The sequence below is a fragment of the Klebsiella sp. PL-2018 genome (assembly GCF_019048985.1).
Lineage (GTDB): Bacteria > Pseudomonadota > Gammaproteobacteria > Enterobacterales > Enterobacteriaceae > Klebsiella > Klebsiella michiganensis.
This window is the reverse complement of sequence record NZ_CP077673.1, coordinates 3,517,467-3,539,792: the sequence shown is the minus strand read 5'-3', so window position 1 is coordinate 3,539,792 and position 22,326 is coordinate 3,517,467. Positions and strand designations below refer to the sequence as shown.

Below are 22,326 nucleotides of genomic sequence, written 5' to 3'. Positions count from 1 at the left end.
GGGCCGGTCTTGTCGAGGTGACGTTACTCTACGGGCTGCGGACGGGTAGGTCCGGCAGCGGCTTTGTGCGTGGCGCTATGACCGCCAGCAGAACCTTTACCGTCAAAATCAAAGTTCGGGCGAACCCACTCGCTTTGACGAGGTGCTTCAGGTACGTAGTCTGGCGCTGGGGCGCGGGTCATCGGCGCCGTGGCGTGACGATTGGCGACCTTAACGACCGGCGCAGCCGTGACAACAGGTTGAGTCGCAACGACCGGCTCCGCCGCTGGTGCAGGTTCAACCACCGGTTCGGAAACAACAGGCGCTTCCTCAACAATCACCGCCGCCTCTTCAACCGCAACAGGTTCAGCGACCGCAGCTTCCGGTTCGACAGCCTCTTGCGCAACGACGTCAACGGCTTCTGCGACAACTTCTTCGGCCACGGCTTCATCGACTTCGGCAATCAGCTGCGGCTGTTCATCAACCGGGGCGGCGATAGCCTCCGGATGCGTGGTTTCTACGACCGGAACTTCAGGTTCGTTAATCACCGCCACAGGCTCGGTAGTGGCCACTGGCTCGACTGCGCTTTCTGCGGCGACAGCCGGGGCAATGACGTCAGAGACAGCCGGCTCAGCGGCAGCCACTGGCGCGGCGACGGGCTCAGCCGCAGTGGTTGAGAGCTCCTGAACCTGCACGTCTTCCTGCTGCTGGTCCTGAGGGCGAACGACCGGGTAGCGGATCCACACTTTACCAGACGCCATTTCCGGCGATGCGCAGGCTACGGTCAGCGGCATCGGGGATTGCGTCGGGTAACGCTCATCACGGTAGCGACGACGGCGCTGGCCGCTGACGCGCAGGTGACGAGGGGAACGACGTGAACGACGCGGCATACCGTTGGATTCGCGGGCTTCACCGTTCTCATCATGTTCCGCAGCGGTTTCAACAACCGCCGGCAGGTCGACTTTCGCCAGTTCAGTGCGCGGCGCTGCGGCTTCCGGCTGGACGACCGGCGCTTCGGCGACCTGAGGCGCGGCTACCGGCTCGACAACCTGTTCAGCGGCGGCGGATTCAATACGCACCTTCTGCGCCAGCTGGCGAGGTTTACGACGCGGCATCGTCTGCACGCGCTCTTCCTGCTCGCTCTCCTGAACAACCGGCTCTTCGCGGGTTTGCGCTTTGGCTTCCTGCTGAACCTGACGTTTATCATCGTTACGACGGCGATTACGTTCGCGGCGCGGCTGCTGCTCGTCGCGCGCTTTGCCTTTTTCGCTATCTTCGACCGTTGTCTGGCGGATTTCGCGCGGCTCAGCGTTCTGCTGCTGCTTCTCACGACGGTTGCGGCGGTTTTCTTCACGAGACTCGCGGCCTTCGCTGTTCTCGGCACGACTATCGCGGTTCTCGCGGCTATCGCGATTATCCCGGTTGTCGCGGCGGTCATTGCGATCGCGGCGGTTGTTGGAGCGCGGTTTACGACGATCCTGCTGACGCTCGGATTTCTCTTCCGCTTTTTTCTCAACCTGAACTTCTGCCGGTTTAGTCTCTTCCTCGCTGGAGAACATATTTTTCAGCGCGCTGAAGAAGCGGGCAACCAGGCCAGGCTGCGCCGTCGCTGCCGCTTTCGGTGCGGATGCGGCAGGCGCAACGGTAGCCGCGGCTCTGGCCGGCTCTTCCTGGGCCGGAGCCGGAGGCGCGTCAGGCATGACAAAAGCAGCCAGCGCCGGTTGTTCCGGGAGTTTACGCTCGGCCGGCTCTTCATCAGAAGGCATGGCCATCTCTTCTTCGTGCAGTTTCGGCAGCAGATAGCTCAGCGTGGAGGTCTCTTCGCCCTTACGCACGCGCAGAACAGAGTAGTGCGGCGTTTCCATCTGGTCGTTTGGCACGATAATAACGCGCACATCGGCCTGACGGGTTTCAATCGCGCTTACCGCGGCACGTTTTTCGTTCAGCAGGTAAGAGGCAATCGGCACCGGTACGATAGCGTGAACTTCTTTGGTGTTCTCTTTCAGCGCTTCTTCTTCGATCAAACGCAGAATAGAAAGCGACAGCGATTCGTTATCGCGCACGGTACCCGTTCCGCTACAGCGCGGGCAGACGTGATGGCTGGACTCCCCGAGCGACGGGCTCAGGCGCTGACGCGACATCTCCAGCAGTCCAAAGCGGGAAATATGGCTGATCTGGATGCGCGCTCTGTCCTGACGGACGGCTTCGCGCAGGCGGTTTTCTACCGCACGCTGGTGGCGAACCGGGGTCATATCGATGAAGTCGATAACGATCAGGCCGCCAAGGTCGCGCAGACGCAGCTGACGAGCGATTTCATCGGCTGCTTCAAGGTTGGTATTAAACGCCGTTTCTTCGATGTCGCCGCCGCGGGTGGCGCGTGCGGAGTTGATATCGATAGCGGTCAGCGCTTCGGTGCTGTCGATAACGATAGAACCGCCGGAAGGCAGACGCACTTCACGCTGGAAAGCGGACTCAATCTGCGATTCGATTTGATAGTGGCTGAACAGCGGGATTTCCCCGGTGTACAGTTTGATTTTGCTGCTGAAATCCGGACGACCCAGCGCCGCAATGTGCTGGCGAGCCAGCTCAAGCACCTTCGGGTTGTCGATAAGGATTTCGCCGATATCCTGACGCAGATAGTCGCGGAAAGCGCGCACGATGACGTTGCTTTCCTGATGGATCAGGAACGGAGCAGGGCGGCTGTCTGCGGCTTTCTGGATGGCTTCCCAGTGCTTCAGGCGGAAGCTTAAGTCCCACTGCAGCGCTTCGGCGGATTTGCCGACGCCAGCGGTGCGAACGATAAGTCCCATGCCGTCCGGCAGCTCAAGGCTGGCCAGCGCTTCTTTGAGTTCGGTGCGATCGTCACCCTCGATGCGGCGTGAAATACCGCCAGCGCGTGGGTTATTCGGCATCAGCACCAGATAGCTACCCGCCAGGCTGATAAAGGTGGTCAGCGCGGCGCCTTTATTGCCACGCTCTTCTTTATCGATCTGGACAATCACTTCCTGGCCTTCACGCAGCACGTCCTTGATGTTTGGACGACCGTGAGAATTGTAGTTGGCAGGGAAGTATTCGCGGGCAATTTCTTTGAGAGGGAGGAAACCATGACGCTCGGCACCATAATCAACAAATGCGGCTTCGAGGCTAGGTTCAATACGAGTGATTTTGCCTTTGTAGATGTTCGCTTTTTTCTGTTCGTGCCCGGGGCTTTCGATATCCAGGTCGTACAGGCGCTGCCCATCAACAAGGGCGACGCGCAACTCTTCCTGCTGAGTTGCGTTGATTAACATTCTTTTCATCGTAACTTACTCATTATTCTTACATTGACGACTAAGCTACGGGCAGAGTAACGCCTTACCGGGGAAAACCGATGGCCTCGTGTCTGTTTCACGTCGCCAACCTCACGGCTGTCGCGCGCTTAAGAGGCGCAGAGTGTCGGTCGCCTGTATTTCAAACGGAAACACAGCGCACTTATCAGGGGAACTGCCTGGGATGTATCACCAGAGAAGATTCCATTTATACCCATCGTTTTTCATGCAGCAGGCGTGGCGGCTTAACCTGCTCATCTTAATCATTTGATCCAGATGAGCGCCGGGATATCCCAGTGTGAACGCCTTCCTGCGACGTGAAATCCATAGAGCCTGTACCGGTAAGGACTGCAACCCGCAGCCCGCTAACTGTCTGAAAGATCAATACGTCTTACGCCATTGCTGCGTTGATGATCGGTCAGACAAAATTGGTCATTCCGCTAATTTCTTGTTCTAACAAGTTTCAGCACGGAATACTGCATCATTATTCCATTGCTAAGCTCGTTATAGCAAGTTGACTTTCACCTTTTATCACCCGGTTACTCACAGTTTTTTCACCCGCGTATACAGATTGTTCTAATAACAAACAAAACGATGATGAAGCGTACTGTGAAATCCGGATGATGATAAATATAAGCATATAAAAATGAGTGGCGCTAATGCGTCGGGCTATTTAGAATCGCGCACCATGAAAACTGAGATCCCAAGCGTAAAAATGGTTGCCATTGCTGATGATGAAGCCGGGCAACGTATCGACAACTTTTTGCGTACGCAGCTGAAGGGCGTACCGAAGAGCATGATTTATCGCATCTTGCGTAAAGGCGAGGTGCGGGTTAACAAAAAGCGCGTGAAGCCGGAATATAAGCTGGAAGCCGGCGACGAAGTGCGCATCCCGCCGGTTCGCGTCTCTGAGAAAGAAGAAGAGGCGGTCTCTCCACACCTGCAAAAAGTAGCCGCGCTGGCCGATGTGATTTTATATGAAGACGATCATATCCTGGTGCTTAACAAGCCTTCCGGAACGGCGGTACACGGCGGCAGCGGATTGAGCTTTGGCGTAATTGAAGGTCTGCGCGCGCTGCGTCCGGAAGCGCGTTTCCTGGAGCTGGTACATCGCCTGGATCGCGACACCTCCGGCGTGCTGCTGGTCGCCAAAAAGCGTTCCGCGCTGCGTTCCCTGCACGAGCAGCTGCGCGACAAAGGAATGCAGAAGGATTACCTGGCGCTGGTGCGCGGGCAGTGGCAGTCGCATACTAAAGTGGTGCAGGCGCCGCTGCTGAAAAATATTCTGCAGAGCGGTGAGCGCATTGTGCGGGTTAACCAGGAGGGGAAACCGTCGGAGACGCGCTTTAAAGTTGAAGAGCGTTATACCCATGCGACGCTGGTGCGCTGCAGTCCGGTGACCGGTCGTACGCATCAAATCCGCGTACATACGCAATACGCCGGCCACCCTATTGCTTTTGACGACCGCTACGGCGACCGTGAATTTGATAAGCAGCTGGCGGGCACCGGCCTTAACCGGCTGTTTCTGCATGCGGCGGCGCTGAAGTTTACCCATCCGGGTAGCGGGGAGATTATGCGCATTGAAGCCCCCTTAGATAATCAGCTTAAGCGCTGCCTGCAGGTCTTGCGTAACGCGAAATGACCGCGCTCAGGCTCAGGGTTTGAGCCACCTGGCAAGCCAGGGGAAAACTTCATCCTGCTGTTGTTGATTAAAAACGTGGCCCAGTTCCGGCCACGTTTTTGTTTCCAGCTTATCCTGCGCGTTTTGCGACGCCCACACTTTATGTACTTTTGCGAAGGCGTCGTTAACGGCTTCCGCCGGGAAGAGCTTATCTTGTCCGCCGCTGTAAATAAGCATCGGTTTTGGCGCGGCAATGCTGGCGATATCGGGAATATCGAGGCGTCCGGATAAGCCAGGGTGAAGCATATAAAACGCCGACTGGCCGCGCAAAACGTTGTTGCCAGGCTGCATCAGGCCGTTCCAGGTTCCAAACCAGGAGATAACCGCAGTCGCGGCGACTTTGTCAGACAGGGCGGCCAGCTGCCAGGCGCGAAAACCGCCCATTGAGAAACCCACGACCCCAATGCGTTGACTATCAACCGTTTTTAAAGTGCTGAGGAAATCGACGGTACGCAGATCTTCATAGGCAACTTCACCAGCCAGCGAGCGCCCCAGGTTAAAGTAGTTGCTGGCGAGGGCCTGCTGCTGCTCGTAGACCATCGGCCCTCGGTCCCCCCAACCCGGGCTATCAATGGCGATGACGACATAGCCGCGCTGCGCCAGTTCATCGCCGATAAACCGACCGCTGAAAAATTTATCCGCCCACGCCTCGGCGCTGGCCAGCCGTGCAGCGTCGTTCCACGGACGGATTAGCTTCTCCTTACCGATATCAAACTTTGAGCCATGGTCGTGCAGCAGAACAATTGCCGGGTGAGGGCCGGGGGAATTTGGCGTCAACATCAGCGCGGCAATCCTGTTATCGTCGGTTACGTTGAAGGCCAGCTTCTCGGCGGTATACGCGCCTCGATTTTCTCTCATCAGCGTTTGCGGCGCGAAGGGGAGTGTCGACGCCGGGGTTAGCAGAGACTGCCGAAGCAGCGTACGAGCCTGCTGTCGCCATTGCTCAAAATCACGGTAGTGGCCAGAGAGCCACGAGTCCGGGTAGGTCATCTGCGCTTTCAACTGCTGCCAGGAGGCGGGGAGATTGCCCTCTACGATGCCCTGGCGCTGCCAGTCATGGGCATTAACGCCGGCGGCGGCCAGCAGGGTGAGGGTCAAAAGCGTAGCGCGGGTTGGCATAGTGGCTCCATTTAAAAATAAAACAACGTTTCATAATGGATTCTAATGGCGCGGGTAAAATAAACTGTGACAGGCGATGCATTAATTAAGTTGGGGTAAACCTGCTCTGCTCCGTTGGGCAGCGGGTAAAACGCGTTGTAAAGTGGCGGCACGCGGCCTCAGGAAGAGACCGCGTGGGATCGGGAGGCCTTTATCATGTTTACGTGAGCAGGGGATTCAACGCTTCCCGGCGCAGCATCTGGCACAGGGCAATGAGCGGCAAACCGACCAGCGCGTTGGGATCGCGCCCCTCAAGCCGTTCGAATAGCGTGATGCCTAAACCTTCGCTTTTAAAGCTTCCGGCGCACTGCAGCGGGTTTTCCTTGCGGATATAGCTCTCAATTTCCTGGTCGCTTAAACGGCGGAAATGAACGTCGAAAGGTTCGCATTCCGTTTGTAGATGACCGTTGGCGGAATTGTACAGCGCCAGGCCGGTATAGAACGTGACGATGGTGCCGCTGGCCTTTCTCAGCTGGCGATGGGCGTTTTCTTCCGTATGCGGTTTGCCGGTAATTTCACCGTCCAGGACACAAACCTGATCGGAGCCTATAATGAGGTGCTGTGGGTAGCGTGCGGCAAGGGCCTGCGCCTTTGCCTGCGCCAGACGCATCACCAGCTGGCGGGCAGGTTCGCCGGGCAGCGGGGTTTCATCAACGTTCGGCGCAGCGCATTCAAAAGGCACCGACAGTTTTTCCAGCAGCATTCGCCGCCACGGCGAGGTTGACGCGAGGATTAGTTCAGACATATTTTTTCATCCACATATAGCGCTTCGCAGAGCATCATTTTAAACTATGCGCCGCAATGTGTGCGAATAAATGGCAAAAGGCAACCTGAGGCTGCCTTTTTCTTTGACTCTATGACGTTACAAAGTTAATATGCGCGCCCTATGCAAAAGGTAAAATTACCCCTGACTCTCGATCCGGTTCGCACGGCTCAAAAACGCTTAGATTACCAAGGTATCTATACCCGTGATCAGGCTGTGCGTGTCGCTGATTCTGTTGTCAGCGTGGACAGCGATGTGGAATGCAGCATGTCGTTCGCTATCGATAACCAGCGTCTTGCCGTTTTAAGCGGCGATGCGACGGTGTCGGTAACCCTCGAATGTCAGCGTTGCGGGAAACCGTTCCCCCATCATGTTCACACAACGTATTGTTTCAGCCCCGTCAGAAATGACGAACAGGCCGAAGCACTGCCGGAAGCGTATGAGCCGATTGAGGTTAACGAATTCGGTGAAATCGATCTGCTGGCGCTGGTTGAAGATGAAATCATCCTCGCCTTGCCCGTAGTTCCGGTGCATGATTCTGAACACTGTGAAGTGTCCGACGCGGACATGGTCTTTGGTGAACTGCCTGAAAAGGCACAAAAACCAAATCCATTTGCCGTATTAGCCAGCTTAAAGCATAAGTAATTGAGGAGTAAGGTCCATGGCCGTACAACAGAATAAACCAACCCGTTCCAAACGTGGCATGCGTCGTTCCCATGACGCGCTGACCGCAGTCACCAGCCTGTCTGTAGACAAAGCTTCTGGTGAAAAACACCTGCGTCACCACATCACTGCCGACGGTTTCTACCGCGGTCGCAAGGTTATCGCTAAGTAATCACGCATTACTCCATGGATTTCGCGTTGCAAGAAGACGCAAGCGAGAGAAGCACCAGGAGCATAGCTCACTATGTGACTGGTGTGAACGAGCGCAGTCAACGCACTTGCCGCGTGAAAGACGAAGAGTAAAAGCGTGATGAAGCTTAGTGAGGATCTCCCCGGGTAACTGGGGAATAACCGAACCGAGCAGCGACGATACCTTGACACGTCTAACCCTGGCGTTAGATGTCATGGGCGGGGATTTTGGCCCTTCCGTGACAGTGCCTGCAGCATTGCAGGCACTGAACTCTAATTCACAACTCACACTTCTTTTAGTCGGCGATCCCGACACTATCGCGCCATTACTTGCCAAAGCTGATTTTGAACAACGTTCACGTCTGCAGGTTATCCCTGCGCAGTCAGTTATTGCCAGTGATGCTCGACCCGCGCAAGCGATTCGCGCGAGTCGCGGTAGCTCAATGCGCATTGCGCTTGAGTTAGTGAAAGAAGGGCGGGCGGAGGCCTGCGTCAGTGCGGGTAATACCGGAGCGCTGATGGGGCTGGCGAAGCTGCTGCTTAAGCCCATTGAGGGGATTGAGCGCCCTGCGCTGGTTACTATGTTGCCGCATCAGCTGAAGGGCAAAACGGTGGTGCTGGATTTAGGCGCTAACGTGGATTGCGATAGCACAATGCTGGTGCAGTTTGCCATCATGGGGGCGGTTCTTGCCGAAGAAGCGATCGGTATTAAGGATCCCCGCGTTGCGCTTCTGAATATCGGCGAAGAAGAGATGAAAGGTCTCAGCAGCATTCGCGATGCGGCGGCGGTTTTGAAGACCCTGCCAACCCTCAACTATATTGGGTATCTGGAAGCCAACGAATTGTTGACGGGCAAGACGGATGTTTTGGTTTGTGATGGATTCACGGGCAACGTCACATTAAAAACGATGGAAGGTGTTGTCAGAATGTTCCTTTCACTGTTGAAATCACAGGGAGAGGGGAAAAAAAGGTCGTGGTGGCTGCTTTTATTAAAGCGTTGGTTACAAAAAAGCCTGTCGAGGCGATTCAGTCACCTCAACCCCGACCAGTATAATGGTGCCTGTCTGTTAGGATTACGCGGTTCCGTGATTAAAAGTCATGGGGCTGCCAATCAGCGCGCTTTTTGCGTCGCGATAGAGCAGGCAGTGCAGGCTGTGCAGCGGCAGGTTCCTCAGCGAATTGCCGCTCGCCTGGAATCTTTATACCCTGCAGGTTTCGAATTGCCTGAAGGCGGCAGAAGCGGAAATTCCAGGCCTCAAACCCGGATGACCGGCAACGACTGACGCCTCGCAGTTTGAGTTAACCCGGTATATTACCCAAGAGTGACTGAGCGTACATGTATACGAAGATTATTGGTACCGGCAGCTATCTGCCTGAGCACGTGCGTACGAACGCTGAACTGGAAAATATGGTCGATACGTCTGACGAGTGGATTGTTACTCGTACCGGTATCCGCGAGCGTCGTATTGCCGCACCGAATGAAACAGTTGCTACGATGGGCCTTGAAGCCGCAAAGAATGCGCTGGACATGGCGGGCGTCAAGCCGGAGCAAATTGGTCTGATTATTGTTGCGACCACCTCCGGTACCCATGCGTTTCCTAGCTCGGCTTGCCAGATTCAATCAATGTTGGGTATTAAAGGCTGCCCGGCGTTTGACGTCGCTGCGGCCTGCGCGGGGTTCACCTACGCGCTCAGCGTTGCCGATCAATACGTGAAAAACGGTGCGGTGGATTACGCGCTGGTGATCGGCGCTGACGTGCTGGCGCGCACCTGCGATCCTGCCGATCGCGGAACCATTATTATTTTTGGCGATGGCGCCGGTGCCGTGGTGCTGGGCGCTTCTGAAGAGCCGGGCATCATCTCCACCCATCTGCACGCAGATGGCAGCTACGGCGAGCTGCTGACGCTGCCGAACGCCGATCGCGTCGAACCGGAAAACCCCATCTATCTGACGATGGCGGGTAATGAAGTCTTTAAGGTGGCGGTAACCGAGCTGGCGCACATCGTGGACGAGACTTTAGCTGCGAACAACCTCGAGCGCTCTGCGCTTGACTGGCTGGTGCCGCATCAGGCCAACCTGCGTATTATCAGCGCCACGGCGAAGAAGCTGGGCATGTCGATGGACAACGTGGTCGTCACGCTCGACAGACACGGCAATACGTCGGCGGCATCTGTTCCCTGTGCGCTGGATGAAGCCGTTCGCGATGGCCGCATTCAACGTGGTCAGCTTATTCTGCTGGAAGCCTTCGGTGGTGGTTTCACCTGGGGTTCCGCGCTGGTTCGTTTTTAGGATAAGGATTTAAACATGACGCAATTTGCTTTTGTGTTCCCGGGACAGGGCTCTCAGAGTGTCGGGATGCTGTCAGACATGGCGGCCGCTTACCCGGTCATTGAAGAGACGTTCCGTGAAGCCTCTGCGGCGTTGGGTTACGATCTGTGGGCGCTTGCACAGCAGGGCCCGGCGGAAGAGTTGAACAAAACCTGGCAGACGCAGCCGGCTCTGCTGACCGCCTCCGTAGCGCTGTATCGCGTCTGGCAGCAGCAGGGCGGTAAAGCGCCCGCTTTGCTGGCGGGCCACAGCCTCGGCGAATACTCTGCGCTGGTATGCGCAGGCGTTATCGATTTTGCTGATGCCGTCCGCCTGGTTGAGATGCGCGGCAGGTTTATGCAGGAAGCGGTACCGGAAGGTACCGGTGCGATGTCCGCGATCATCGGGCTTGACGACGCTGCGATTGCCAAAGCCTGCGAAGAATCTGCTGAAGGGCAGGTGGTTTCTCCGGTAAACTTTAACTCGCCAGGACAGGTGGTTATTGCGGGTAACAAAGAGGCCGTCGAGCGCGCGGGAGCCGCCTGTAAGGCTGCGGGTGCGAAACGTGCCCTGCCGCTGCCGGTCAGCGTACCGTCCCACTGCGCGCTGATGAAGCCGGCGGCGGAAAAACTGGCGGTTGAGCTGCAGAAAATCACCTTTAACGCGCCGACGATTGCGGTGGTAAACAACGTCGACGTGAAAAGTGAAACGGCACCTGATGCTATCCGTGATGCCCTGGTTCGCCAGCTGTATAGTCCGGTTCAGTGGACCAAAACCGTTGAGTTTATGGCATCACAGGGCGTAGAGCATCTGTATGAAGTTGGTCCGGGTAAAGTCCTCACCGGTCTGACTAAACGTATTGTTGACACCCTGACCGCTTCCGCGCTTAACGAGCCGGCGGCGATGTCTGCGGCGCTTGAGCAATAAAAGAGGAAAACCATGAGTTTTGAAGGAAAAATCGCGCTGGTTACCGGTGCAAGTCGCGGGATTGGCCGCGCAATCGCTGAAACGCTCGTTGCCCGTGGCGCGAAAGTTATCGGTACTGCGACCAGCGAGAGCGGTGCGCAGGCGATCAGCGATTATTTAGGTGCTAACGGTAAAGGTCTGCTGCTGAATGTGACCGATCCTGCATCTATCGAATCTGTTCTGGGAAATATTCGCGCAGAATTTGGTGAAGTTGATATCCTGGTGAACAATGCCGGGATTACTCGTGATAACCTGTTAATGCGCATGAAAGATGATGAGTGGAACGATATTATCGAAACCAACCTGTCATCTGTTTTCCGTCTGTCAAAAGCGGTAATGCGCGCTATGATGAAAAAGCGTCATGGACGTATTATCACTATCGGTTCTGTGGTTGGTACCATGGGAAATGCGGGTCAGGCCAACTACGCTGCGGCGAAAGCGGGTCTGATTGGCTTCAGTAAATCACTGGCTCGCGAAGTTGCGTCCCGCGGTATTACTGTAAACGTTGTTGCTCCGGGCTTTATTGAAACGGACATGACGCGTGCGCTGACCGATGAGCAGCGTGCGGGTACGCTGGCGGCAGTTCCTGCGGGGCGCTTAGGCTCTCCAAATGAAATCGCCAGCGCGGTGGCATTTTTAGCCTCTGACGAAGCGAGTTACATCACCGGTGAAACTCTGCACGTCAACGGCGGAATGTATATGGTCTGACCGAGATTTGTGCAAAACGCTCAGGAACCGCGCAGTCTGTGCGGTTCACCGTAATGTTTTGTACAAAATGATTTGCGTTATGAGGGCAAACAGCCGCAAAATAGCGTAAAATCGTGGTAAGACCTGCCGGGATTTAGTTGCAAATTTTTCAACATTTTATACACTACGAAAACCATCGCGAAAGCGAGTTTTGATAGGAAATTTAAGAGTATGAGCACTATCGAAGAACGCGTTAAGAAAATTATCGGCGAACAGCTGGGCGTTAAGCAGGAAGAAGTTACCAACAATGCTTCCTTCGTTGAAGACCTGGGCGCTGATTCTCTTGACACCGTTGAGCTGGTAATGGCTCTGGAAGAAGAGTTTGATACTGAGATTCCGGACGAAGAAGCTGAGAAAATCACTACTGTTCAGGCTGCCATTGATTACATCAACGGCCACCAGGCGTAAGTGAACATCTCCAGGCGGTCATTCGACCGCCTGAGTTTTATCTATATTTTGTCCCACAAGAATCTATTTTCCCTCCCTGGAGGACAACCGTGTCTAAGCGTCGTGTAGTTGTGACCGGACTGGGCATGTTGTCTCCTGTCGGCAATACCGTAGAGTCTACCTGGAAAGCTCTCCTTGCCGGTCAGAGTGGCATCAGCCTGATCGACCATTTCGATACTAGCGCCTATGCAACGAAATTTGCTGGCTTAGTAAAGGATTTTAACTGTGATGACTTCATCTCGCGCAAAGAACAGCGCAAGATGGACGCCTTCATTCAATATGGAATTGTCGCTGGCATTCAGGCCATGCAGGATTCTGGCCTTGAAGTGACGGAAGAGAATGCTACCCGCATCGGTGCCGCTATTGGTTCCGGTATTGGCGGGCTTGGCCTGATCGAAGAAAACCACAGTTCGCTGGTAAAAGGCGGACCGCGTAAGATCAGCCCGTTCTTTGTTCCTTCCACAATCGTTAACATGGTGGCCGGGCATCTGACCATCATGTTTGGTCTGCGTGGACCAAGCATTTCCATCGCAACCGCCTGCACGTCTGGCGTACACAACATTGGTCACGCCGCGCGCGTTATCGCCTATGGCGATGCTGACGCAATGGTCGCCGGTGGTGCGGAAAAAGCCAGTACCCCGCTGGGCGTAGGCGGCTTTGGTGCAGCGCGCGCGCTGTCCACGCGCAATGACAACCCGCAGGCGGCAAGCCGTCCATGGGATAAAGAGCGTGACGGTTTCGTGCTCGGCGACGGCGCCGGCATGGTCGTGCTGGAAGAGTATGAGCACGCGAAAAAACGCGGCGCGAAAATCTATGCGGAAATCGTCGGCTTTGGTATGAGCAGCGATGCCTACCATATGACTTCGCCACCGGAAGATGGTGCTGGAGCCGCGCTGGCGATGGTGAACGCCATTCGTGATGCTGGCATTGAAGCTAGCCAGATTGGCTACGTCAACGCCCACGGCACCTCTACGCCGGCAGGCGATAAAGCAGAAGCGCAGGCGGTGAAATCTGTCTTCGGTGACGCTGCCAGCCGCGTCATGGTCAGCTCGACTAAGTCAATGACCGGCCACCTGCTGGGCGCCGCGGGCGCAGTAGAGTCTATCTACTCCATCCTCGCGCTGCGCGATCGGGCGGTTCCGCCAACCATCAACCTGGATAACCCGGATGACGGTTGCGATCTGGACTTCGTTCCGCACGAAGCGCGTCAGGTTAGCGATCTGGAGTATACCCTGTGTAACTCCTTCGGCTTCGGCGGCACTAACGGCTCGCTAATCTTTAAAAGGGTGTGATGCGCGCCTGACGCCACGTCTTTGCTGACGTCAATGCTCATCGAAAAACTGGCCCGCTTGTCGGGCCTTTTTTTATTCAGTTTTCTCCGCTTGTTCAATGTATCTCCTCCTGCGAAACTAACCGGCCAGCGATAAGGAGACTTTTATGTATTTGATAAATGGCGCTGAAAGTGAAACGCTTGCGGTGAACGATCGCAGCGTTCAGTTCGGCGATGGCTGCTTTACCACGGCGCGCATCGTCAGAGGCCGGGTTCAGCTGCTGTCAGCCCATCTGGCCCGCCTGCAGAAGGCCTGTGAACAGCTCTTTATCCCCTACGACGACTGGGCGCTATTAGCGCAGGAGATGGCGCATCTGGCACAGCCCCATCAGGATGGCGTGCTGAAGGTCATCATCACGCGCGGGGCGGGGGGGCGCGGATACAGCGCTGCCGGCTGCGTGAATCCCGTGAGAATCCTCAGCGTATCGCCCTGGCCGGAGCACTATCTTCGCTGGCGCGAGGAGGGGATCTCCGTGACGTTGAGCCCTGTCAGGCTGGGACGCAATCCCTCGCTCGCCGGCCTCAAACACCTTAATCGGCTGGAGCAGGTGCTGATTCGTTCTCATCTTGAGCAGACGGACGCCGATGAAGCGCTGGTCCTTGACAGCGACGGGTGGCTTACGGAATGCTGTGCCGCGAACTTATTCTGGCGTAAAGGATCCGACGTCTTTACCCCGCGCCTCGATCAGGCGGGGGTCAACGGTATTATGCGCCAGTACATTCTCGCTAAGCTGGCACCATCGCCGTTTCGCGTTGTCGAAGCCACCATGCGCCCCGAGGCGTTACGCGAAGCCGACGAGGTCCTTGTCTGTAACGCATTAATGCCGCTGGTGCCTGTTCGCCGCTGGAACGATAAACGTTGGTCCACGCGCGAGCTTTATCATTTTTTAGCCCCCTTGTGTGAGCTGTCTGATTAGCCATGAAGAAAATGTTACGTTTCATTCTGCTGTTGGTGGTGGTGCTGGGCATCGCCGCGGGCATCGGTATGTGGAAAGTTCGCCAGCTGGCGGACAGTAAGTTACTGATTAAAGAAGAGACCATCTTTACCCTTGAGGCCGGAACGGGGCGCCTGGCGCTTGGGCAACAGCTGTATAGCGATAAAGTCATTAACCGCCCTCGGGTGTTCCAGTGGTTGCTGCGCATCAAGCCTGAGCTGTCCCACTTTAAAGCCGGGACCTATCGCTTCACGCCTGATATGACGGTACGCCAGATGCTGCAGCTGCTCGCCAGCGGTAAAGAGGCGCAGTTTCCGCTGCGCTTCGTTGAAGGTATGCGGGTGAGTGACTACCTGCGTCAGCTGCGCGATGCGCCTTACGTCAAGCATACGCTGGCGGATGACAGCTATGAAACCGTGGCGAAGGCCCTTGAACTGGAACATCCCGATTGGGTCGAAGGCTGGTTCTGGCCGGATACCTGGATGTATACCGCCAATACCAGCGATGTGGCGATCCTTAAGCGCGCGCATCAGAAGATGGTTGCCGCGGTCGATAAAGCCTGGGAAGGGCGGATGGAGAATCTGCCGTATCATGATAAGAATCAGCTGCTGACGATGGCCTCTATCATTGAAAAAGAGACGGCGCTGCCGGAAGAGCGCGACCGCGTCGCATCGGTATTTATTAATCGTTTACGTATCGGCATGCGTCTGCAAACCGATCCCACCGTGATTTACGGGATGGGGGAGAGTTATAATGGCAAATTGACGCGTAAAGACCTGGAAACGCCGACCGCTTACAATACCTATGCCATTAACGGTATGCCGCCCGGACCCATTGCCGCACCGGGCGAGGCCTCGCTGAACGCCGCCGCGCATCCGGCGAAAACGCCGTATCTTTATTTTGTCGCGGACGGTAAGGGCGGGCATACGTTTAACACCAACCTGGCCAGCCATAACCGCTCGGTTCAGGATTATTTGAAAGTACTTAAGGAAAAAAATGCGCAGTAACTATATCGTCATCGAGGGCCTGGAGGGCGCAGGGAAAACCACCGCGCGTGAATGTGTGGTAGAGACGCTAAAACAGCTGGGCGTTAGCGATATGGTGTTTACCCGCGAACCGGGCGGCACCATTCTGGCCGAGAAGCTGCGCAGCCTGGTGCTGGATATTCAGTCCACCGGCGATGAAGTGATTAATGATAAAGCGGAAGTGCTGATGTTTTACGCGGCGCGCGTACAGCTGGTAGAGACGGTGATTAAACCCGCTCTGGCGCGCGGTCAATGGGTCATTGGCGATCGTCACGATCTCTCTACCCAGGCCTATCAGGGCGGCGGTCGCGGTATCGACCAGACGATGCTGGCGACCCTGCGTGACGCGGTACTGGGAGACTTTCGTCCCCATCTGACGCTTTATCTTGATGTGACTCCGGAGGTGGGCTTGAAGCGCGCCCGCGCCCGCGGCGAACTTGACCGAATTGAGCAGGAGTCGCTGGATTTCTTTAATCGAACTCGCGCGCGCTACCTTGAACTGGCGGCGCAGGATCCCACCATCCGCACCGTTGACGCCACCCAGCCGCTGGAGGCCGTCGAGCGCGACATCCGTGCGGTGGTGAATCGGTGGGTTGCGGAGCAACTCCCATGAAATGGTATCCGTGGTTACGCCCGCCCTTTGAACAGCTGGTTGCCAGCTATCAGGCGGGACGGGGCCACCATGCGCTGATGGTCCAGGCGCTGCCGGGCATGGGGAGCGATGCGCTGATTTACGCGCTTTGTCGCTTTCTGATGTGCCGCCAGCCGGAAGGGCATAAAAGCTGCGGTCATTGCCACAGCTGTCAGCTGATGCAGGCCGGTACCCATCCTGATTATTATGCGTTGACCCCGGAAAAGGGGAAGAGCTCGCTCGGGATCGATGCCGTGCGCGAAGTGAGCGAAAAGCTTTATGAGCACGCCCGGCTTGGCGGCGCGAAGGTGGTGTGGATAGGCGATGCCGCTATGCTGACGGATGCGGCGGCAAACGCGCTGCTGAAAACGCTGGAGGAGCCGCCGGAGAATACCTGGTTCTTCCTGGCCTGTCAGGAGCCAGCGCGCCTGCTGGCAACGCTGCGCAGCCGCTGTCGTTTGTATCACCTTGCTCCGCCTTCAGAACGTTACGCGCTGGCGTGGTTAGAGCGGGAAGTGACGATGTCACAAGACGCGCTGCTCGCGGCGCTGCGGCTGAGCGCCAACGCGCCAGCGGCAGCGCTGGATCTGCTGCAGGATGCTCACTGGGCACCGCGCCAGCAGCTTTGTCAGATCCTGGGTAATATTTTAACTCACGGCGACTGGCTGACGCTGTTGCCGATTTTGAACCATGAACAGGCCGCGATTCGCCTGCACTGGCTGGCATCGCTGCTGGTCGATGCGCAAAAAAGGCAGCAGGGGATTACGCTTATCAGCAATCCGGACGCCTGGCCACTGGTCAATCAGCTGGCCGCTGCGCTGCCGGCGGCGCGCCTGCAGGCGATTGCGCGTGACGTCAGCGCCTGCCGCGAACAGCTGTTGAGCGTTGTCGGCATTAATCGCGAACTGCTGCTAACCGAGCGCCTTCTGCGCTGGGAACATTACCTGCAACCCGGGGCGGTTCTTCCCGTATCCCACCTCTGAGAGAGACATCATGTTTTTAGTCGACTCCCATTGCCATCTCGATGGCCTGGATTATCAAACGCTGCATAAAGATGTGGACGATGTACTGGCAAAGGCTTCCGCGCGCGATGTGAAATTTTGCCTGGCGGTGGCGACGACGCTGCCGGGATACCGCGGTATGCGCGAGCTGGTGGGGCAGCGTCACGACGTCGTTTTTTCCTGCGGCGTCCATCCGTTAAACCAGGATGAAGAGTATGACGTTGAAGAGCTGCGCAAACTCGCAGCAGAGGACGGCGTCGTCGCGATGGGCGAGACCGGGCTCGATTATTTCTACACGCCGGAAACAAAAGCGCGTCAGCAGGCGTCGTTTCGCGATCATATCCGTATAGGCCGGGAGCTGAATAAGCCGGTTATTGTTCACACCCGCGATGCCCGCGCCGATACGCTGGAAATTTTACGCGAAGAAAAAGTGACGGATTGCGGTGGCGTACTACACTGTTTCACTGAGGATAGGGAGACAGCGGGTAAGCTGCTGGATATGGGGTTCTATATCTCGTTTTCCGGCATTGTGACGTTCCGTAATGCGGAGCAGCTTCGCGATGCTGCGCGCTATGTACCTCTCGATCGCCTGCTGGTGGAGACCGATTCGCCGTATCTGGCGCCGGTACCGCATCGCGGCAAAGAGAACCAGCCGGCGATGGTCAGGGACGTCGCCGAGTATATGGCGGTCCTCAAGGGCGTATCGCTGGAGCAGCTGGCACAACAGACGACTGAAAATTTCGCGACGCTTTTTCATATTGACCCCTCCCGGCTGCAACCTCTCTGATATTGCTTATTATTTTAAGGCTCGTAATTAATAGCTAAAGCGAGTAAAGTTCACCGCCACAAATGGGGCGGTGAAGGTTTTTTGGCAACATTCAGACACGAGTTATGTAAATCAATGTCAGTTTTTAATGGGTGTCTGATTGAAACGTGATAGCCGTCAAACAATCATCCCGGTAATTATTTTACTCTGTGTAATAAATAAAGGGCGCTTAGATGTCCTGTCCACGGCGCGGTTCTCCCCCCGGGCCAATGCGTGAAAACGTAAAAAAGCACCAAATACTCAGGAGCACTCTCAATTATGTTTAAGAATGCATTTGCTAACCTGCAGAAGGTCGGTAAATCGCTGATGCTGCCGGTATCCGTACTGCCTATCGCAGGTATCCTGCTGGGCGTCGGTTCCGCAAACTTCAGCTGGCTGCCAGCCGTAGTTTCCCACGTCATGGCGGAAGCGGGCGGTTCGGTCTTCGCTAACATGCCGCTGATTTTTGCTATCGGTGTCGCACTTGGCTTCACCAATAACGACGGCGTATCCGCTCTGGCATCGGTCGTCGCTTACGGCATCATGGTGAAAACCATGGCCGTGGTTGCACCTCTGGTTCTGCATTTACCTGCTGAAGAGATTGCGGCTAAACACCTGGCGGATACCGGCGTCCTCGGCGGTATCATCTCCGGTGCCATCGCAGCCTACATGTTCAACCGCTTCTATCGCATTAAGCTGCCTGAGTATCTGGGCTTCTTTGCGGGCAAGCGTTTTGTGCCAATTATCTCCGGCCTGGCAGCGATCTTCACTGGCGTGATCCTGTCCTTTATCTGGCCGCCGATCGGTACTGCAATCCAGACTTTCTCCCAGTGGGCCGCTTACCAGAACCCGGTTGTCGCGTTCGGTATCTACGGGTTCATTGAGCGCTGCCTGGTGCCGTTTGGTCTGCACCACATCTGGAACGTTCCTTTCCAGATGCAGATTGGTGAATACACCAACGCAGCAGGTCAGGTCTTCCACGGTGATATTCCGCGCTATATGGCAGGCGACCCGACTGCGGGCAAACTGTCCGGCGGCTTCCTGTTCAAAATGTACGGTCTGCCGGCCGCCGCTATCGCTATCTGGCACTCTGCTAAACCAGAAAACCGCGCGAAAGTGGGCGGTATCATGATCTCCGCAGCGCTGACCTCGTTCCTGACCGGTATTACCGAGCCGATCGAGTTCTCGTTCATGTTCGTTGCGCCGATCCTGTACATCATCCACGCGATTCTGGCAGGTCTGGCCTTCCCGATCTGTATCCTGCTGGGTATGCGTGACGGTACGTCGTTCTCTCACGGCCTGATCGACTTCATCGTTCTGTCTGGCAACAGCAGCAAGCTGTGGCTGTTCCCGATCGTCGGTATCTGCTACGCGATTGTTTACTACGTGGTGTTCCGCGTGCTGATCAAAGCGCTGGATCTGAAAACCCCGGGTCGTGAAGACGCCACCGAAGACGGCAAAGCTGGCGCGACCAGTGAAATGGCTCCGGCTCTGATTGCCGCGTTCGGCGGTAAAGAGAACATTACTAACCTCGACGCATGTATCACTCGTCTGCGCGTGAGCGTGGCGGATGTGGCGAAAGTTGATCAGGCTGGCCTGAAAAAACTGGGTGCCGCAGGCGTGGTTGTTGCAGGTTCAGGCGTTCAGGCTATTTTCGGTACCAAATCCGATAACCTGAAAACTGAAATGGATGAATACATCCGCAACAGCTAAGTTGTGATATGGGGAGACTAAGGCAGCCTACGGGCTGCCTTTTTTAATGGCCGCAGGCGTTAAAAGCGCGCCCGCGGCTTTTGTCACGTTAAGCAGAGATCAGAACTGATAGCTGGCCGTAATGCTGACGTTGCGCGGTTCGCCGTAGACGATGGAACCATCGACGTTGGTGTCGTAGGTTTTGTCGAACAGGTTATTGACGTTACCCTGAACAGCAAAATTTTTAGTGACCTGATAGCAATATTTAATGTGTAAACAAGTGGGAAAACGGCTGTACCCGGGTCTTGTTGACCGGTACCGGGGGGGCATACAGCGAAGAAACGCTTAATCCGTCAGCAGCTAAGCGCTTGGTCGCGTAAGAAAAAACGCATTCAGGTTGAAAGAGGGGGAGTAACTCGCTCATACTCTTAGGGGAATCCTGTGCATCCGCGTTTACCTGCAGAGGCAGGCCAGAGCACGGTATAAAAATTATTAAGGAATCAGTCATGGCAGAAGAAACGATTTTCAGCAAAATCATTCGCCGGGAGATCCCGTCGGATGTGGTTTATCAGGATGAGCTCGTGACCGCTTTTCGCGACATCTCTCCGCAGGCGCCAACCCATATTCTGATCGTTCCCAATATCCTGATTCCCACCGTCAACGATGTGACCGCAGAGCACGAGCTTGCCCTGGGACGCATGATGACCGTCGCGGCGAAAATCGCCCGCGATGAGGGGCTTGCCGACGATGGCTATCGCCTGATCGTCAACTGCAATCGCCACGGGGGCCAGGAGGTCTACCATGTCCATATGCACCTGCTGGGCGGCCGTCCGTTAGGCCCGATGCTGGCTCATAAAGGTTAACATTCATGCGCGCAGCCCACTTCGGCGCACTTCTGGCCGTGACGTTACTGGCCGGGTGCAGTTCGCATCCGGAAATTCCGGTCAGCGATCAGCAAAGTCTGGTGATGGAATCAAACGTACTGGCAGCGGGTATCAGCGCTGAAGTACCGACGGTGACCGCATCCGAGATTCAGGCGACGGCGACCACCCGATTGTTCAATGAACGCCAGGTACCGGTGACCGTGCATTATCGCTTTTTCTGGTATGACGCCAGAGGGCTGGAAATGCATCCGCTGGAGTCCGCGCGCAGCATAACGGTGCCTGCGCACTCTTCCGTTACGCTTTATGGCAGCGCCAATATTCTGGGGGCGCACAAGGCCCGACTTTATCTTTATCTGTAAGAGGTAATCGTAATGATTAAACTATGTCGCTATGCATTAGTTACCGCACTGGCGATATTCCTTGCCGGATGCGTGGGTCAACGTCAGGAACCCGCTCCCGTTGAGGAAGCGCAGCCGAAGCCGCAGCAGCCCGTTCAGCCGCAGCCGACTGTGCCGACTATTCCCGTGATACCTACGCAGCCGGGTCCGATTGAACACGGCGAGCAGCCAGCGCAGCCGGCGCCGCGCGTGCGTCATTTTGACTGGAATTCCGCGGTGCAGCCGATGATAGGGCAGATGCTGCAGGCCAGCGGCGTAAATGCGGGCAGCATTTTGCTGGTCGACAGCGTCAATAACCGCACCAACGGCACGTTGAATGCGGGAGAGGCCACCACGGCGCTGCGCAACGCGCTGGAAGGCAATGGAAAATTCACCCTGGTCTCGCAGCAGCAGCTGGGCGTAGCCAAACAGCAGCTTGGCCTGACGCCGCAGGATAGCCTTGGCAGCCGCAGTAAAGCGATGGGCATTGCGCGTACCGTTGGCGCACAGTACGTGCTCTATTCCAACGCGACCGGCAACGTTAATTCCCCTGAGCTGAAAATGCAGCTAATGCTGGTCCAGACCGGCGAAATAATCTGGTCAGGCAAAGGTGCTGTTCAGCAACAATAAGCTCACGCGCGACGAAGTGCTGTCGCGCTTTTTCTCGCGCTATACGCCTGTCGCCGCGCCGCCCCAAAACGGGCTGAGCGGCGGCAGCTGCATTCTCAGCGATGGTCGGCAAAAGCGGGTGCTGCGCCAGCCGCACGATCCGCATGCGCCGGCCTGCGACTTTCGCCGTCAATATCACGTTCTGTCACGCCTTCCCGATTCGTTAGCGCCCGCGCCGGTGTTTTATTCTCCCGCCTGGATGGTGGTGGAATATTGCTCAGGCGATGTGGTTAACGCATTACCGGAGTGTCCGGCGCTCGCAGGGTTACTGTATCATCTGCACCAGCAGCCGCGCTTTGGCTGGCGTATCGCGCTGCGGCCGCTGCTTGAGCGCTACTGGCAACAGTGCAGCCCCGCGCGGCGCACACCGCAGTGGCTACGCTGGCACAAACGGCTGCTGCGTCGCGGCGAGCCCCGGCCGCTGCGTCTCGCCCCGTTACATATGGATGTCCATGCGGGCAACATCGTTCGCGGCGAGGCGGGGCTGCGGCTGATTGACTGGGAATATGCGGGCGATGGCGATGTTGCGCTGGAGCTGGCGGCGGTGTGGATCGAGCCCGCCGCGCATCGTCGGCTAGCCGCAGAATACGCGAGACGGGCGAGCATCGATGAGCTTCAGCTCTGGCGGCAAATTCAGCGCTGGCGTCCGTGGGTGCAGCTGCTGATGGCGGGCTGGTACGAGCGACGCTGGCAGCAAACCGGCGACCGACAGTTTATTGCGCTGGCGGATGAGGTATGGCGCCAGTTAGACAAAAAGTAAAAGGATAA

At 56.3% G+C, this 22,326-nt stretch carries 22 protein-coding genes and 1 pseudogene; 19 read left to right on the top strand and 4 right to left on the bottom strand.

The features are described 5' to 3' along the window. Positions 1–23 precede the first annotated feature (23 nt). Positions 24–3,278, bottom strand: a complete 3,255-nt coding sequence (gene rne / locus MKleb_RS16490) for a ribonuclease E (RefSeq protein ID WP_025106907.1) — start codon at positions 3,276–3,278, stop codon at positions 24–26. A 697-nt stretch (positions 3,279–3,975) separates the two neighbouring features. On the opposite strand from rne, the gene rluC reads away from it, so the two are divergent. After that, positions 3,976–4,929 carry a 23S rRNA pseudouridine(955/2504/2580) synthase RluC gene (gene rluC / locus MKleb_RS16485; RefSeq protein ID WP_014228836.1) on the top strand — a complete coding sequence of 318 codons (954 nt, stop codon included), beginning with the start codon at positions 3,976–3,978 and terminating at the stop codon, positions 4,927–4,929. A 12-nt stretch (positions 4,930–4,941) separates the two neighbouring features. On the opposite strand, the gene MKleb_RS16480 is transcribed toward rluC, so the two are convergent. Beyond that, a complete protein-coding gene (locus MKleb_RS16480; RefSeq protein WP_014228837.1) occupies positions 4,942–6,087 on the bottom strand; it encodes a dienelactone hydrolase family protein in 1,146 nt (381 codons plus the stop codon). Between the two features lie 199 nt (positions 6,088–6,286). After that, positions 6,287–6,871, bottom strand: coding sequence for a Maf family protein (locus MKleb_RS16475; protein WP_004849894.1), 585 nt, complete (start codon positions 6,869–6,871; stop codon positions 6,287–6,289). Between the two features lie 141 nt (positions 6,872–7,012). Here MKleb_RS16475 and yceD point away from each other — a divergent pair, with 141 nt between their 5' ends. The 14 genes from yceD (at position 7,013) to ptsG (ending at position 19,649) form a co-directional block, all read left to right on the top strand. After that, positions 7,013–7,534, top strand: coding sequence for a 23S rRNA accumulation protein YceD (yceD, locus tag MKleb_RS16470; RefSeq protein ID WP_217076006.1), 522 nt, complete (start codon positions 7,013–7,015; stop codon positions 7,532–7,534). A 16-nt stretch (positions 7,535–7,550) separates the two neighbouring features. Then, on the top strand, positions 7,551–7,724 hold the full coding sequence (gene rpmF, locus MKleb_RS16465) for a 50S ribosomal protein L32 (RefSeq protein ID WP_004101077.1): 174 nt from the start codon (positions 7,551–7,553) through the stop codon (positions 7,722–7,724). Positions 7,725–7,926: 202 nt separating this feature from the next. Beyond that, positions 7,927–9,024, top strand: a complete 1,098-nt coding sequence (gene plsX / locus MKleb_RS16460; RefSeq protein WP_071846169.1) for a phosphate acyltransferase PlsX — start codon at positions 7,927–7,929, stop codon at positions 9,022–9,024. A gap of 53 nt (positions 9,025–9,077) precedes the next feature. After that, positions 9,078–10,031, top strand: coding sequence for a beta-ketoacyl-ACP synthase III (locus tag MKleb_RS16455; RefSeq protein ID WP_004131395.1), 954 nt, complete (start codon positions 9,078–9,080; stop codon positions 10,029–10,031). 15 nt (positions 10,032–10,046) lie between these two features. After that, on the top strand, positions 10,047–10,976 hold the full coding sequence (gene fabD / locus MKleb_RS16450; RefSeq protein WP_025106909.1) for an ACP S-malonyltransferase: 930 nt from the start codon (positions 10,047–10,049) through the stop codon (positions 10,974–10,976). Between the two features lie 12 nt (positions 10,977–10,988). Then, on the top strand, positions 10,989–11,723 hold the full coding sequence (gene fabG / locus MKleb_RS16445) for a 3-oxoacyl-ACP reductase FabG (protein ID WP_004131399.1): 735 nt from the start codon (positions 10,989–10,991) through the stop codon (positions 11,721–11,723). Positions 11,724–11,933: 210 nt separating this feature from the next. Further along, entirely contained in the window at positions 11,934–12,170 is a 237-nt protein-coding gene (gene acpP, locus MKleb_RS16440) for an acyl carrier protein (protein WP_000103754.1), read from the top strand. An 89-nt stretch (positions 12,171–12,259) separates the two neighbouring features. Then, positions 12,260–13,501, top strand: coding sequence for a beta-ketoacyl-ACP synthase II (gene fabF, locus MKleb_RS16435; RefSeq protein ID WP_004849908.1), 1,242 nt, complete (start codon positions 12,260–12,262; stop codon positions 13,499–13,501). Between the two features lie 145 nt (positions 13,502–13,646). Further along, positions 13,647–14,456: an aminodeoxychorismate lyase gene (gene pabC / locus MKleb_RS16430; RefSeq protein WP_025106910.1), complete on the top strand. Its 810-nt coding sequence runs from the start codon at positions 13,647–13,649 to the stop codon at positions 14,454–14,456. Between the two features lie 2 nt (positions 14,457–14,458). Beyond that, on the top strand, positions 14,459–15,481 hold the full coding sequence (gene yceG / locus MKleb_RS16425; RefSeq protein WP_004849912.1) for a cell division protein YceG: 1,023 nt from the start codon (positions 14,459–14,461) through the stop codon (positions 15,479–15,481). Next, positions 15,471–16,112: a dTMP kinase gene (tmk, locus tag MKleb_RS16420; protein WP_025106911.1), complete on the top strand. Its 642-nt coding sequence runs from the start codon at positions 15,471–15,473 to the stop codon at positions 16,110–16,112. The genes yceG and tmk overlap by 11 nt, the downstream gene beginning before the upstream one ends. Then, positions 16,109–17,113, top strand: a complete 1,005-nt coding sequence (gene holB / locus MKleb_RS16415; protein WP_025106912.1) for a DNA polymerase III subunit delta' — start codon at positions 16,109–16,111, stop codon at positions 17,111–17,113. Before tmk ends, holB begins: the two co-directional genes overlap by 4 nt. 10 nt (positions 17,114–17,123) lie before the next feature. Then, positions 17,124–17,918, top strand: a complete 795-nt coding sequence (locus tag MKleb_RS16410; RefSeq protein WP_004849918.1) for a metal-dependent hydrolase — start codon at positions 17,124–17,126, stop codon at positions 17,916–17,918. 297 nt (positions 17,919–18,215) lie between these two features. Then, the gene (ptsG, locus tag MKleb_RS16405) at positions 18,216–19,649 is read left to right on the top strand and encodes a PTS glucose transporter subunit IIBC (protein WP_217076004.1); all 1,434 of its coding nucleotides are present in this window, start codon (positions 18,216–18,218) and stop codon (positions 19,647–19,649) included. 99 nt (positions 19,650–19,748) lie between these two features. Here the strand turns inward: ptsG and MKleb_RS16400 are convergent. Then, a pseudogene (locus MKleb_RS16400) lies at positions 19,749–19,886 on the bottom strand (TonB-dependent siderophore receptor); the annotation flags it as partial. 248 nt (positions 19,887–20,134) lie between these two features. Between MKleb_RS16400 and hinT the strand changes: the two are divergent. From hinT to thiK, 4 genes are read left to right on the top strand one after another with little or no spacing between them, the layout of a single operon-like run. Continuing rightward, complete coding sequence (hinT, locus tag MKleb_RS16395; RefSeq protein ID WP_004849924.1) at positions 20,135–20,491, top strand: purine nucleoside phosphoramidase; 357 nt, start codon at positions 20,135–20,137, stop codon at positions 20,489–20,491. Between the two features lie 5 nt (positions 20,492–20,496). Then, positions 20,497–20,871, top strand: coding sequence for a YcfL family putative periplasmic lipoprotein (locus MKleb_RS16390; protein ID WP_014228846.1), 375 nt, complete (start codon positions 20,497–20,499; stop codon positions 20,869–20,871). A 12-nt stretch (positions 20,872–20,883) separates the two neighbouring features. After that, entirely contained in the window at positions 20,884–21,519 is a 636-nt protein-coding gene (gene lpoB / locus MKleb_RS16385; RefSeq protein ID WP_217076002.1) for a penicillin-binding protein activator LpoB, read from the top strand. After that, the gene (gene thiK / locus MKleb_RS16380; protein WP_025106914.1) at positions 21,500–22,318 is read left to right on the top strand and encodes a thiamine kinase; all 819 of its coding nucleotides are present in this window, start codon (positions 21,500–21,502) and stop codon (positions 22,316–22,318) included. Before lpoB ends, thiK begins: the two co-directional genes overlap by 20 nt. The last annotated feature ends 8 nt before the right edge of the window (positions 22,319–22,326 follow it).